Source organism: Pseudomonas sp. P4_C8 (assembly GCF_056401975.1).
This window is the reverse complement of the sequence record NZ_JBFUIH010000065.1, coordinates 14,913-27,487: the sequence shown is the minus strand read 5'-3', so window position 1 is coordinate 27,487 and position 12,575 is coordinate 14,913. Positions and strand designations below refer to the sequence as shown.

Annotated in this window: 14 protein-coding genes and 2 pseudogenes; 13 read left to right on the top strand and 3 right to left on the bottom strand. The window is 60.7% G+C overall.

Features of this window, described 5'->3' with window-relative positions; genetic code table 11:
- The 5 genes from AC1DWM_RS27635 to AC1DWM_RS27615 all read left to right on the top strand — a co-directional run.
- On the top strand, positions 1 to 193 hold a 193-nt coding region (locus tag AC1DWM_RS27635), incomplete at its 5' end, for an integrase core domain-containing protein (RefSeq protein WP_477796637.1).
- A gap of 239 nt (positions 194 to 432) precedes the next feature.
- Positions 433 to 741, top strand: coding sequence for a PepSY domain-containing protein (locus AC1DWM_RS27630; RefSeq protein ID WP_223518538.1), 309 nt, complete (start codon positions 433 to 435; stop codon positions 739 to 741).
- Positions 741 to 1,046 (top strand): PepSY domain-containing protein, encoded by a 306-nt coding sequence (locus AC1DWM_RS27625; RefSeq protein ID WP_452625759.1) that lies wholly within the window; start codon positions 741 to 743, stop codon positions 1,044 to 1,046. The genes AC1DWM_RS27630 and AC1DWM_RS27625 overlap by 1 nt, the downstream gene beginning before the upstream one ends.
- A gap of 3 nt (positions 1,047 to 1,049) precedes the next feature.
- On the top strand, positions 1,050 to 1,718 hold the full coding sequence (locus tag AC1DWM_RS27620) for a response regulator transcription factor (protein ID WP_223518535.1): 669 nt from the start codon (positions 1,050 to 1,052) through the stop codon (positions 1,716 to 1,718).
- Complete coding sequence (locus AC1DWM_RS27615; protein WP_223518533.1) at positions 1,715 to 3,028, top strand: sensor histidine kinase; 1,314 nt, start codon at positions 1,715 to 1,717, stop codon at positions 3,026 to 3,028. Before AC1DWM_RS27620 ends, AC1DWM_RS27615 begins: the two co-directional genes overlap by 4 nt.
- Positions 3,029 to 3,173: 145 nt before the next feature.
- Here the strand turns inward: AC1DWM_RS27615 and AC1DWM_RS27610 are convergent, their stop codons facing one another.
- A complete protein-coding gene (locus AC1DWM_RS27610) occupies positions 3,174 to 3,929 on the bottom strand; it encodes a methyl-accepting chemotaxis protein (protein WP_411741858.1) in 756 nt (251 codons plus the stop codon).
- A gap of 102 nt (positions 3,930 to 4,031) precedes the next feature.
- Positions 4,032 to 4,178: pseudogene (locus AC1DWM_RS27605) on the bottom strand (HAMP domain-containing protein); the annotation flags it as partial.
- Between the two features lie 1,491 nt (positions 4,179 to 5,669).
- Here AC1DWM_RS27605 and AC1DWM_RS27600 point away from each other — a divergent pair.
- The 3 genes and pseudogenes from AC1DWM_RS27600 (at position 5,670) to AC1DWM_RS27590 (ending at position 7,499) form a co-directional block, all read left to right on the top strand.
- Positions 5,670 to 6,986 carry a Na+/H+ antiporter family protein gene (locus AC1DWM_RS27600; protein WP_477796638.1) on the top strand — a complete coding sequence of 439 codons (1,317 nt, stop codon included), beginning with the start codon at positions 5,670 to 5,672 and terminating at the stop codon, positions 6,984 to 6,986.
- A 153-nt stretch (positions 6,987 to 7,139) separates the two neighbouring features.
- Positions 7,140 to 7,259 (top strand): annotated as a pseudogene (locus AC1DWM_RS27595) (DMT family transporter); the annotation flags it as partial.
- A 72-nt stretch (positions 7,260 to 7,331) separates the two neighbouring features.
- Entirely contained in the window at positions 7,332 to 7,499 is a 168-nt protein-coding gene (locus AC1DWM_RS27590) for a metallothionein (protein ID WP_223518529.1), read from the top strand.
- A 111-nt stretch (positions 7,500 to 7,610) separates the two neighbouring features.
- Here AC1DWM_RS27590 and AC1DWM_RS27585 read toward each other — a convergent pair whose 3' ends face one another.
- Positions 7,611 to 7,838, bottom strand: a complete 228-nt coding sequence (locus AC1DWM_RS27585) for a DUF6555 family protein (protein ID WP_477796636.1) — start codon at positions 7,836 to 7,838, stop codon at positions 7,611 to 7,613.
- A gap of 146 nt (positions 7,839 to 7,984) precedes the next feature.
- On the opposite strand from AC1DWM_RS27585, the gene AC1DWM_RS27580 reads away from it, so the two are divergent.
- From AC1DWM_RS27580 to mnmH, 5 genes are all read left to right on the top strand, one after another.
- Positions 7,985 to 8,764, top strand: a complete 780-nt coding sequence (locus tag AC1DWM_RS27580; RefSeq protein WP_223518525.1) for an AraC family transcriptional regulator — start codon at positions 7,985 to 7,987, stop codon at positions 8,762 to 8,764.
- 233 nt (positions 8,765 to 8,997) lie between these two features.
- Positions 8,998 to 9,171: a DUF1427 family protein gene (locus tag AC1DWM_RS27575; RefSeq protein ID WP_223518524.1), complete on the top strand. Its 174-nt coding sequence runs from the start codon at positions 8,998 to 9,000 to the stop codon at positions 9,169 to 9,171.
- Positions 9,172 to 9,199: 28 nt separating this feature from the next.
- On the top strand, positions 9,200 to 10,156 hold the full coding sequence (locus AC1DWM_RS27570; RefSeq protein WP_477796635.1) for a quinone oxidoreductase family protein: 957 nt from the start codon (positions 9,200 to 9,202) through the stop codon (positions 10,154 to 10,156).
- Between the two features lie 211 nt (positions 10,157 to 10,367).
- A complete protein-coding gene (gene selD, locus AC1DWM_RS27565; RefSeq protein WP_477796634.1) occupies positions 10,368 to 11,402 on the top strand; it encodes a selenide, water dikinase SelD in 1,035 nt (344 codons plus the stop codon).
- Positions 11,402 to 12,505, top strand: a complete 1,104-nt coding sequence (mnmH, locus tag AC1DWM_RS27560; protein WP_477796633.1) for a tRNA 2-selenouridine(34) synthase MnmH — start codon at positions 11,402 to 11,404, stop codon at positions 12,503 to 12,505. Before selD ends, mnmH begins: the two co-directional genes overlap by 1 nt.
- Positions 12,506 to 12,575 lie beyond the last annotated feature (70 nt).

Genomic DNA, 12,575 nt, shown 5'->3' with positions numbered 1-12,575 from the left:
ATGTTGGGATAACGCCCCGATGGAGCGTTTTTTTGGCAGCTTGAAGTCCGAGTGGGTGCCTGAAGAGGGCTACCACTCGGAATATGAGGCCCGAGTAGATATCAACCGATATGTGGCGCGCTACAACAATGTAAGGCGCCACAGCTACAACGGTTACCACTCGCCGGTAGCGGCAGAAAAGATGGCGGCGTGAGAACCGAAAACAATGTCCAAAATTACTGGACCAGATCAGCCTGCTCGCGATAGCGGTGTATCAGTCACCGTAAATGTTGAATATCAGGCAGCCATCGCGAGCAGGCTCACTCCTACAGGGCTTTTTGGAGGGGCTGCAATTCCGTGGAGTCGTCTTCAATGATGGCAATTCAGTTTCAATTAAGTTCAGCTCGCTAAGGTGCCTCCCGTAAGCAACACATAAAAAATCCGGAGACACCCATGAACACCCTGACTGCCCTGTTCAGCGCCTCGATCATCGCCATGACCGCCAGCCTCGCCCACGCTCGCGACCTTGGCCCCGATGAAGCCCTGAGGCTGCGTGACGCTGGTACCATTGCGTCTTTCGAGAAGCTCAATGCCACCGCTCTGGCCAAGCACCCCGGTTCGACGGTGACCCAAACCGAACTGGAAGAAGAGTACGGCAAGTACATCTATCAGGTTGAGCTACGCGATCCACAGGACATCGAGTGGGACGTGGAATTAGACGCTGTCAGCGGCCAGGTTCTCAAGGATCATCAGGATACGTAATGAAGGTGCGTTCATTCTCACGCATGGCTCTGGTGCTTCTGGCGTTTTGCTCGGCGGTCCTGGCCCGCGACCTGGATCAGGACGAAGCCCTGCGCCTGCGCCAACAGGGGGTAATCCTGCCGCTGGAGCAATTGCTGCAACAGGCGCTGGATCGCTATCCCGGCGCCAAGCTGCTGGAAGCCGAGCTTGAAGAAAAGCACGACGTCTACATTTATGAAGTCGAGCTGCTGACCCCCGAAGGCGTGGTTCGTGAACTGGACATTGAGGCCGCCACCGGCCGTTTACTGAAAGACAAGGAAGATTGACCGATGCGATTGCTGCTGGTGGAAGACCACGTGCCGCTGGCCGACGAATTGATGGCCGGCCTCAACCGGCAGGGTTACGCCGTGGATTGGCTGGCCGACGGTCGCGACGCGGCGTATCAGGGCAGCAGCGAACCGTATGACCTGATCATCCTCGACCTCGGCTTGCCCGGTTTGCCGGGGCTTGAAGTACTGGCGCAATGGCGCGCCGGTGGCCTGATGACGCCCGTGCTGATCCTCACCGCGCGGGGTTCCTGGGCCGAACGCATCGAAGGCCTCAAGGCCGGCGCCGACGATTACCTGACCAAGCCTTTCCATCCGGAAGAATTGCACCTGCGGGTTCAGGCGCTGCTGCGTCGCTCCCACGGCCAGGCGAATCAACCGACGCTCAAGGCTGCCGGGCTGCACCTGGACGAAGGTCGCCAATGCGTGACCCGCGACGGCGCCGACATCCAGCTCACCGCCGCCGAATTTCGCCTGCTGCGCTATTTCATGCTGCACCCCGAACAGATCCTCTCCAAAAGCCACCTCGCCGAACACCTCTATGACGGCGAAACCGAGCGCGATTCCAACGTGCTGGAAGTTCACGTCAACCACCTGCGACGAAAACTGGGGCGCAGCGTGATCGAAACCCGTCGCGGTCAGGGTTACCTGTTCGGCGGGGCCGCTCAGTGAGATCAATCCAGCGCCGTTTGAGCCTGGGGCTGATCAGCGTCATGGTCGTCGTCGGCCTGGTGCTGGCGCAAACCAGTTTGTGGTTGTTCGAAATGGGTTTGCAGCGCTACCTCGAAGCGGGTTTGCGCAACGATAGCGAGAACCTGCTGATGGCACTGGTGCGCGGGCCGCAAGGGTTGCAACTGGAGGAGCGGCACTTGTCGCCGGCTTACCAGCGCCCGTTTTCCGGGCACTACTTTCGCATCGATTTCGACGATCACCATTGGCGCTCCCGTTCGCTGTGGGATCAGGAACTGCCACGGCTGGAGCAGCCCGGCTTGCACAGCAACCTGCAACTGGGGCCGGAAGGGCAGCAATTACTGGTGTTGCGTTCAGACTATCGACGCCTCGGCCAGTCGATTTCCATCAGCGTTGCGCAGGACTACACGCCGGTGCGCGAGAGCTTCAAGCGCATGCAGCAAGTGGGGCTGGGACTGGGATTGGCTGGGCTGCTGCTGATTTTGCTGCTGCAACGCATCACCGTGCGCCGCGCCTTGCGTCCGCTGGAAAAGGCTCGCGAGCAGATCGCCCAGTTGCAGCAAGGCCAGCGCTCGCAACTGGATGATCAGGTGCCGATCGAGCTTGAGCCGCTGGTGGCGCAGATCAACCATTTGCTCGCTCACACCGAAGATAGCCTCAAGCGTTCGCGCAATGCGTTGGGCAACCTCGGCCACGCATTGAAAACCCCGCTGGCAGTGTTGTTGAGCCTGGCTTCCGGCGAAAAACTCGACGCCCACCCGCAGCTGCGCAAGGTGATTCAGGCGCAACTGGAGCAGGTCCAGCAACGCCTCAATCGCGAACTCAACCGCGCCCGATTGTCCGGTGACGCGCTGCCCGGGGCGTTGTTTGATTGCGATGAAGAACTGCCAGGGTTATTGGCGACGTTGAACATGATTCATGGCGAGCACCTGGCGCTCAGCTACCGTGCATCGCCCGGTTTGCAGTTACCGTGGGACCGTGAGGACTTGCTTGAACTGCTTGGTAACTTACTGGACAACGCCTGTAAATGGGCAGATGCCGAGGTTCGCTTGAGCGTGGTCGAGGCGGTGGACGGGTTTGAGTTGAGCGTTGAAGACGATGGACCGGGAATTCCCGAAGACCAGCGGGCGCAAGTGTTCAGTCGCGGTACGCGGCTGGATGAACAGACGGATGGGCACGGGTTGGGGCTGGGGATTGTGCGCGACATCGTCGACAGCTGGGGCGGGGTACTGCGGTTGGAAGAGAGCGAGTGGGGCGGGTTGAAGGTCCTGATCGAACTTCCCAAACGCTGACCCCAATCTACAGCCAGTCACCAAACCTGTGGGAGTGAGCCTGCTCGCGATAGCTATTTCTCAGTCACATGGATGTCGTGTGTGCCGACGCTATCGCGAGCAGGCTCGCTCCCACAGGGGATCTTCGGTGGATGGGGGATCCAGGTCAGACCCGGAACTGATCCATCAGACTCTGCTGCTGGTTCGCCAGGCTGTTCAGCGACTGACTCACCCGCGCCGATTCATTCGCCTGCCCCGACAACGACTCGGTCACGTCGCGAATCGTCGCCACGTTGTTGTTGATCTCTTCAGCCACCGCGCTCTGTTCTTCCGCCGCTGAAGCAATCTGCAAGTTCATGTCGCTGATCACCGTCACCGCATCGCCGATCTGGCGCAGCGCGGTCACGGCCTGGCTGACCTGTTCGACACTGCCCTGAGCCTGCCGATGGCTGTTGTTCATCGAACCGACCACGTCCTGGGTGCCGCTCTGCAGTTGCTCGATCACCAAGCGGGTTTCTTCGACCGACTCCTGCGTGCGTCGCGCCAGGTTGCGTACTTCATCGGCGACTACGGCGAAACCGCGTCCGGCTTCACCGGCACGGGCCGCTTCGATGGCGGCATTGAGTGCCAGCAGGTTGGTCTGTTCGGCAATCGCGCGGATCACTTCCAGTACCGAACCGATTTTCTCGCTGTTCGCCGCCAGCCCTTCGACCTGCACCATGGCCGCGCTCATATCGGCGGCGAGGTTGTCGATGCTGGTGGTGGTCTGGTCGATCACGGTCAACCCACGACGCGTCGCCTGATCGGCATCCTTGGCCGCGTGAGCCGCTTGTGCGGCGCTGCGGGCGACGTCCTGGGCGGTGGCGCTCATTTCGTGGGACGCGGTGGCAACCTGATCGACCTGACGGTATTGCTGCTCCATGCCGGCGCTGGTCTGGGTCGCGATGGCCGACGACTGATCCGCGGTGTTGCGCGCGTCCTGCACCGAGCGTTTGACCTCGGCGATGATCGGTTGCAGCTTGTCGAGGAAGCGGTTGAACCAACCGGCCAACTGGCCCAGTTCGTCCTTTTTGTCATAGGCCAGGCGCCGGGTCAGGTCGCCTTCGCCGCTGGCAATGTCTTCGAGCATGTGGGCCACGCCGAGGATCGGTCTGGTCACGCTACGGGCCATCAGCCACACCAGCATCAGGCCGATCAACGCGGCCAGCACGCCGAGGCCGAGTTCGACCAGCGTGCCGCTCCGGTTGCTGTCATCGAGTTGTTTTTTCAGCGTCTCAGCCCGGCTGACCAGGACTTTCTGCGGCACGTCGAGCAGCACACCCCAGGATTTACCCCCGGGAATCGGCTGGAACGGCGACAGCACTTTCAATTGGTGATCGTTGTGCAGGCTTTCGGTTTTGCTGCTGCTGGCGAGCATACGGATCAATTCGGCACCGTTGGCATTGTCCACGGCGTCCAGGCGCTGGCTGAGTTTGCTGGCGTCGGCGCTGTAGCCGGCAAGCAGACCGACCGGGCTGAGGATGCTGACATTGGTCTGGCCGTCATAGAGCTTTTTGCTCGCGCCCTGACTCATCGCTTGCAGGCTGTTGAGGTTGAGGTCCACCGACAGCGAGGCGATGACTTTGCCGTTGACCATCAGCGGAAACACGATGCTGGTCATCAGTACGTTCTGGCCGTCGATCATGTAGAAGTACGGTTCGATCACGCACGGCTTGAGCGAGGTGCGCGGGCAGGTGAACCAGGCGTTGGCCGGTTCGCCGCTCGGGCCGGTACTGGTGTCGGCCATGTCACTTTCCGGCAGCGCCATGGACGTGATCTTGCCCGGCGTCGGCTGCGACCAGTACAGAGCGAAACGCCCCTTTTCGTTGCTGCCCAATTCCACCTGGCCGGTGAACAGGTCGTCCTTGCCGTCCAGCGCATTGGCTTCGAACACCAGCGACAGGCCGAGCAGCTCCGGGTTGGCTTGCAGCGCGGACTTGACCTGGCGGGTCAGGTCTTCACGCAGGTCGAACGCATCCAGAAAGCGTTTTTCCGCCTGATCGCGCAAGAACAATACCTGACGCGAAAAGCCATGGCCGTACTGATAGGCGTCCATGAACTGCTGACGAATCAGCAGCGCCTGGTTTTCGCCCTGGGATTCGATCCGCGCCTGGGCGGCTTCGGTGAGCATCTCCATGCTTGAGGCTTTCACCATCTCGGAGCTGTGCTCCATGCGGTACAGCGAAAGACCGACCAGCAGGGTCACGATACCGGCCAGGCAAAGCCCGGCCAGCAGGGTGATTTTCCATTGAATGGAAAGTTGTCTTAGTGACATGGAGACGTCCTTTATTCGATAAATATCTGAGACTTCGCACTGTAACGGCCGTGAATCCGGTTTCTTTATCCATGCGCTCAAATAAGAATCGAAACAAAACTTGCAGCAGCTGGCGAAGCCCCTGTGGGAGCGAGCCTGCTCGCGATGGCGTCGTGTCAGTCGATATTTGTGTTGCCTGATACGCCRCCATCGCGAGCAGGCTCGCTCCCACAGGGGCATCGCCAGCTTTGACAAGGCCATGACGCTGCGGCACAGTGCGCGCCCTCTAATAAAACCAATTCTCTACTCCGCTGGCGGCGCTTCGCAGACTGCCGGCTGAGCTCATTTCGCGTGCCTGAGGTAACGATGATTAATGCTGTAATTGCTGCGGTCGGCATCATGCTGATTCTCAGCCTGTCCCGCGTGCATGTAGTGATCGCGCTGATTGTCGGTGCGCTAGTGGGTGGCCTGACCGGCGGCCTGGGCATTGACGCCACGCTTAAAGCTTTCAACAGTGGGCTAGGCGGTGGGGCAACGGTAGCATTGTCCTATGCCTTGCTCGGGGCGTTCGCGGTGGCAATTGCCAAATCCGGCATGGCCCATGCCCTGGCGGACAAGGCCCTGGCGATGGTTGATCGCCAACACGCCAGCGGTGGCAGTCAGGTCAAGTGGCTGTTGATTGGCTTGCTCTGGGTGGTGGCCATCGCTTCGCAGAACATTCTGCCGATACATATCGCGTTCATCCCGTTGCTGGTGCCGCCGCTTTTATACGTGCTGACCAAGCTGCAACTGGATCGCCGGTTGATTGCCTGCGTCATGACCTTCGGTCTGATCACCCCGTACATGTTCCTGCCGGTGGGGTTTGGCAACATCTTCCTCAACGAAATTCTGCTGGCCAACGTTGCCCGCAGCGGTGTGGACATCAGCGGCATCAACGTCACCCACGCCATGGGCATCCCGGCGCTGGGCATGGTGTTCGGCTTGGCGGTGGCGTTTTTCAGCTACCGCAAGAAACGCGTCTACGACCTGGAAAAAATCGAACAAGTCGAACAGGTGGCGGTGCAGTACAACCCACTGAGCCTGATGGTGGCCGGCGTGGCCATCGTCGCTGCCTTCGTTATTCAGTTGCTGCTGGACTCGATGATCATCGGCGCCCTTGCCGGATTCCTGATTTTCTCGGTGTCGGGCATTGTGAAATGGCGTGAAACAGACGACCTGTTCACCGAAGGCATGAAGATGATGGCGATGATCGGCTTCATCATGATCGCCGCATCGGGGTTTGCCGAAGTGATGAAAGCCACCGGCCAGGTGCAGACGCTGGTGGAGTCCTCGGCTTCGTGGATCAACCACAGCAAGGGCATCGGCGCACTGCTGATGTTGCTGGTGGGCTTGCTGGTGACCATGGGCATCGGTTCGTCGTTCTCCACCGTGCCGATCCTGGCGGCGATTTTCGTGCCGCTGTGCGTGCAGTTGGGGTTCAGCCCGCTCGCTATCGTCTGCATCGTCGGCACGGCCGGCGCCTTGGGTGACGCCGGTTCGCCAGCCTCCGACTCCACCCTGGGCCCGACCTCGGGTTTGAACATCGACGGCCAACACCACCACATCTGGGACACCGTGGTCCCGACCTTCCTGCACTACAACCTGCCGCTGCTGGCGTTTGGTTGGGTGGCGGCGATGATTCTCTAATGTGGGAGCGAGCCTGCTCGCGATAGCGGAGTTACAGCCAACCTCACTGTTGAATGTGCCACCCTCATCGCGAGCAAGCTCGCTCCCACAGGGTAATCTCACACAGGGATAACCTGCCGCTACGGCTGTCCCGGTACGGCACCGCGCCAAAGCGACAATTTCGGCTGGCTGGGCAATCCGGCCATCGACTTGTCGAACAACCGGATCGTGGCGATGGTGTGCCTGGGGTTGGCGTTGGTGTTTATGTATCGCAACAGCACCCGGCAGGCTTGAAACAAACTCCTACACTGGTAAGACGGGCCGCGTTAGCGGCACCCCGACGACCACACCAATGGAGTCTGACCCATGATCAGCAGTGACAGTATCTGCGATTGCCCCAAATGCTCATGCAAGCTGGGCGAGCATCCCATCGCGCGCCACGGCAAACACTATTGCTGCGAAGCCTGCGCCAAGCACCATGAACATGGCGAAGAATGCTCCAGCAAGGGCTGCAAGTGTGCTGATACCAAGTAGTGCATCGCGACCAAGTGGAGCCTGATCGGGCACGCACTTTGTAGCAGCTGGCGCAGGCTGCGCCAGCTGCTACGGATCGTGTTGTTTCTTAAATGATCGGACTCGACTTTTTTAACTCGCCGGTCGCCACGTCACATTTTCGACGCCGAACTTTTCCGCCATCGGTTTGCTGGTCTTTTGCACCTTCTCCCGGCCAAATCGCGGGATCCTGCCCACTCCGGCGTCGCAACTCGCCCAATGCCAAGCCTGCGCGTTGTCCATCTTGTCCAGGCGGATGATGAATGACTTGGGAACGCCACGAAGGGTGTATTCAATGACGAAAAGTTTTTCGTTGTTCATAAAGCCCGTATTCCTCCCTGTGGTAATAGAGGGATCGTTGGGGGCGCGGAAAATTCACTCTGATTTTCAGGCGGTGGCGGCCAGTGGCGACAAGGCGTTCGGCTGGTTACCATGCAAGGCCTGTCAACCTCAATGATTGCTGCCCCATGGCCCTTGCCGCGCCTCCCGACCTGAGTGACACCGATGTGCCCGTGCAACCGCTGGCGCGCACCTATCCGCGCGGTCTGTTTATTGAACCGCACGAGCATGTCTGGGGCCAGTTGCTGTATGCGATGAGCGGGGTGATGTGGGTCGAAACGCCCCATGAGGCACTGGTGGTGCCGCCGCAACGGGCGGTGTGGCTGCCACCGGGCGTACCGCATGGGATTCGCGTGGTCTCGGACTTGCAGATGCGCAACATCTACCTGCGGCCGTCCCTTGCCGCGACGCTGGACGACACGGTCCAAGTCATCGAAGTCGGCGGCTTGCTGCGTGAATTGATCGTCGGCTTGGTCGAACAGGGCAACGACGGCGCGCCCGAGTATTACGAAGCGCTGGTCGGCCTGGCACTGCTGGAGCTGCGGCGTGCCAAGCGATCCGAGCTGAAAATCCCCCTGCCGGATGATTCCGACCGACGCCTGATGAACCTGTGTCAGGCGGTCATGGCCGCGCCATCACTGGACATTCCCTTCGAACAACACGCGCAAAACGCCGGTGCCAGCGTGCGTACCCTGGCGCGGTTGTTCAAGGACGGTCTGGGCATGGGCTTCGCCGAGTGGCGGCGACAGGTGCAACTGGCGACGGCGGTGGCTGAGTTGATTCAGGGCGTGCCGGTCAGCGCGATCGCCCGCGAGCTGGGCTATTCGCCGAGCAGCTTCAGTGACATGTTTCGCCGTGAGCTGGGCGTCGCGCCTTCGCAGTTTCCCAGCCATAACGAAACCCTGTAGGAGCGAGCTTGCTCCGGGCGTCGTTCCGACGAAGGCGGTCTTTCATTCAACATTGATGCTGAACATGACGCCCTCTTCGCGAGCAAGCTTGCTCCTACAGGGCTTCGTCAGCGGCACAGGATGCCTTGCGTCCAGCATTAGCACTTTGGCCGAAAAGCAGAAGCACTTGGCCGATGCCCGGCGCGACCTCCCACTAGACTTTGGGCCTATCACAATTGCCCACGGAGTCCGCCATGAGCTACTTCATCTCGCTGGTTATCGGTCTGGGCGTCGGTTTGCTCTACGGCGCGCTGGATTTTCGTTCCCCCGCACCACCGGCCATCGCGCTGGTCGGGCTGCTCGGCATGCTGTCCGGCGAACAGTTGTGGCCCATGGGCCGGCAACTGGTGGCTGGCTGGATCTCCTGAACCGTTTATTTATTCATTGGAAACGCTCATGAAAGCATTGCAGTTCGACCAAACCGGCGACCTCTCGGCCTTGCGCTACGTTGACGTGCCCACCCCTGTTGCCGGCGCCGATGAAGTGTTGGTGCAGATCAAGGCCGCCGGCCTCAACCCCAGCGATGTGAAGAACGTGCTGGGACGTTTTCCCTACACCACGTTGCCACGGATCCCCGGTCGGGATTTTGCCGGTATCGTGGTTGAAGGCCCGCAGGCATTGATCGGCCAGGAAGTCTGGGGCACCGGGCGTGAACTGGGGTTCTTTGCCGACGGCTCCCATGCGCAATTCGTCAAACTGCCGGCCAACGGCGTGGCGCTCAAACCGACCCATCTGAGTTTCGCCCAGGCCGCCAGCCTCGGCGTGCCCTACACCACGGCGTGGGATGCGTTGGAGCGCAGCCTGGTGACCGCGCAAACGCGACTGTTGGTGATCGGCGGCGGGGCGGTGGGCAGTGCGGCGTTGGCGCTGGCCAAGGTTCGCGGTGCTCAGGTGCTGGCGGCGGCGCGGCGACCGGAGCAGGTCAAGGCGTTGCAGGCTCAGGGCTATCAGACATTGCAGCTGGATAAGCCTGAGGATTTGGGCGTCCAGGTGAACGCTGTGTATGCCGGCGGCGCTGACGTGATCTTCGACACCACCGGGTTCTGGCTGCCGGCCTCGGTCCCAGCACTGGCAACCTTCGGCCGCATCGCCATCATCGCCGCGCCGGTGGACGGCATGGTGCAACTGCCGGCACTGGCGCTGTATCGCAAGGGTGGCTCGGTGGTGGGGATCAACTCGTTGCTGTACGGGGTTCAAGCGTGCGCGGCGATGCTTGATCAGTTTGGCCAGTTCTTCGATCAGGGCTTGTTGCCGTTGCCCGAGGGGTTGTTTGAATCGCCGTTGGCGGAAGGCCTGGAGCGTTATGCCGAAGTGAATCAGGGGGCCGGTGACAAGGTGATTCTATTGCCATAGCTGACACTGATGTTGGTTGTGCCGGCCCCATCGCGAGCAGGCTCACTCCCACATTGGATCTTCAGTGAACACAGATTTTGTGTATGACCGAAATCCAATGTGGGAGTGAGCCTGCTCGCGATGGCGGACTGTCAGCAACCCGCAAAGCCCGCGCCTTGCACCGGCCATGCTCTGCTAGAATCGGCCGCATTGATCCCATAAGGTGCACCCCATGAGCGAGCCGATTCGTCTGACCCAATACAGCCACGGCGCAGGTTGTGGCTGCAAGATTTCCCCCCAGGTGCTGGAGGTGATTCTGACCGGTAGCGGGGCGCAGAACCTGGACCCGAAACTCTGGGTGGGCAATGCCTCGCGCGATGACGCGGCGGTGTACGCCATTGATGAAGAGCGCGGCGTGGTCTCGACCACGGACTTCTTTATGCCCATCGTCGACGACCCGTTCGATTTCGGCCGCATCGCCGCCACCAATGCCATCAGCGATATCTACGCCATGGGCGGCGATCCGCTGATGGCGATTGCGATCCTCGGCTGGCCGGTCAATGTGCTGGCGCCGGAAGTTGCCCGGGAAGTGATTCGCGGCGGACGTTCGGTCTGCGATGAGGCCGGGATTCCACTGGCGGGTGGGCACTCCATCGATGCGCCGGAGCCGATCTTCGGCCTGGCGGTGACCGGGCTGGTGGAAAAGCGCCACATGAAGCGCAATGACACAGCCACGGCCGGTTGCCTGCTCTATCTGACCAAGCCGCTGGGCATCGGCATCCTCACCACCGCCGAGAAGAAAGGCAAGTTGCGCACTGCCGACATCGGCCTGGCCCGCGACTGGATGTGTACCCTGAACAAACCCGGCAGCCGTTTCGGCAAGCTCGACGGCGTGACCGCAATGACCGACGTCACCGGGTTTGGTCTGCTGGGGCATCTGGTGGAAATGGCCGACGGCAGCAAACTGACCGCCCGCATCGAATACAACCGCGTACCGCGTCTGCCGGGTGTCGAGTACTACCTCGACCAAGGCTGCGTGCCGGGCGGGACGCTGCGCAACTTCGACAGCTACGCCAGCAAACTGGGGCGGCTTCAGGAACTACACAAGCGCGTGCTGTGCGATCCGCAGACCAGTGGTGGTCTGTTGATTGCGGTCACGCCCGAGGGCAATGAACAGTTCCTCGCCGTGGCGGCCGAACTGGGTCTGACACTTGAACCGATCGGTGAACTGGTTGAGCGACAGACACACGCGGTTGAGGTGCTTTGATGTCGATCGACTTCACCGATTACCGCGACATCTTTCTCAACGACCGGCCGATGTTGGACGCCCGCGCCCCGGTGGAATTCAGCAAGGGTTCATTCCCCGGCGTGGTCAACTTGCCGCTGATGAATGACAGCGAGCGCCAGCGCATCGGCACCTGCTACAAGCAACAAGGTCAGCAGGCGGCCATCACGCTGGGGCATCAACTGGTGTCCGGCGAGATCAAGGCTGAGCGCATCCAGGCCTGGGCCGATTTTGCCCGGGCGCACCCCGAGGGTTATTTGTATTGTTTTCGCGGCGGTTTGCGTTCGCAGATCGTCCAGCAATGGCTCAAGGACGAGGCCGGCATTGACTATCCCCGGGTCGGTGGCGGCTACAAGGCCATGCGCACGTTCTTGCTCGACACGCTCGATCAAGCGGTCACCCAGTGCGATTTTGTCTTGCTGGGCGGCATGACCGGCACCGGCAAGACCGAAGTGCTCACGCAGTTGAACAACGGAGTCGACCTTGAAGGCCACGCCAATCATCGCGGCTCCAGCTTTGGCAAACGCGCGACGGGGCAACCGACCAACATCGATTTTGAAAACCGTTTGGCAGTGGATGTACTGAAGAAACGCGCCCACGGCATCGAGCAGTTTGTGCTGGAAGACGAGAGCCGGGCAGTCGGCAGTTGCGCCTTGCCGTTGCCGCTGTATCAGGGCATGCAGCAGTTTCCGATGGTTTGGCTGGAAGACAGCCTTGAAGGACGCGTCGAGAGGATTCTGCGCGACTACGTGGTGGACCTGTGTGCCGAATTCATTGGTGTGCATGGCGAGGAAGGATTTGCGCGGTTTTCCGAGCGCTTGCTGGAAAGCCTGAACAACGTTCAGAAGCGTCTGGGCGGTGAACGCCATCGGCGGATGCTGATCTTGATGGAAGAGGCCTTGGCAGAGCAGGGCCGAAGCGGTGCGGTGGACTTGCACCGTGGCTGGATCGAAGGGCTGCTTCGCGAGTATTACGACCCGATGTATGCGTTTCAGCGGGAGAAGAAAGGTACGCGGATTGAGTTTGCCGGGGAGAAGGCGGCTGTCCTTGAATACCTGCGGGCGCGGGTCAACCAGCGGGAATGAGGTTGTCTTTGCCGGCCCCTTCGCGAGGAGGCTCGCTCCCACACTGGATCTTGGTAGTACACAAAAACTG

Excerpts from the sequence above, each read along its gene's own strand:
- AC1DWM_RS27590 (WP_223518529.1), top strand. The coding sequence starts at position 7,332 with ATGATCAGCAGTGACAGTATCTGCGATTGCCCCAAATGCTCATGCAAG.
- AC1DWM_RS27625 (WP_452625759.1), top strand. The coding sequence starts at position 741 with ATGAAGGTGCGTTCATTCTCACGCATGGCTCTGGTGCTTCTGGCGTTT.
- AC1DWM_RS27585 (WP_477796636.1), bottom strand. The coding sequence starts at position 7,838 with ATGAACAACGAAAAACTTTTCGTCATTGAATACACCCTTCGTGGCGTT.
- mnmH (WP_477796633.1), top strand. The coding sequence starts at position 11,402 with ATGTCGATCGACTTCACCGATTACCGCGACATCTTTCTCAACGACCGG.
- AC1DWM_RS27580 (WP_223518525.1), top strand. The coding sequence starts at position 7,985 with ATGGCCCTTGCCGCGCCTCCCGACCTGAGTGACACCGATGTGCCCGTG.
- AC1DWM_RS27620 (WP_223518535.1), top strand. The coding sequence starts at position 1,050 with ATGCGATTGCTGCTGGTGGAAGACCACGTGCCGCTGGCCGACGAATTG.
- AC1DWM_RS27575 (WP_223518524.1), top strand. The coding sequence starts at position 8,998 with ATGAGCTACTTCATCTCGCTGGTTATCGGTCTGGGCGTCGGTTTGCTC.
- AC1DWM_RS27570 (WP_477796635.1), top strand. The coding sequence starts at position 9,200 with ATGAAAGCATTGCAGTTCGACCAAACCGGCGACCTCTCGGCCTTGCGC.
- AC1DWM_RS27630 (WP_223518538.1), top strand. The coding sequence starts at position 433 with ATGAACACCCTGACTGCCCTGTTCAGCGCCTCGATCATCGCCATGACC.
- selD (WP_477796634.1), top strand. The coding sequence starts at position 10,368 with ATGAGCGAGCCGATTCGTCTGACCCAATACAGCCACGGCGCAGGTTGT.
- AC1DWM_RS27610 (WP_411741858.1), bottom strand. The coding sequence starts at position 3,929 with ATGGAGCAGCAATACCGTCAGGTCGATCAGGTTGCCACCGCGTCCCAC.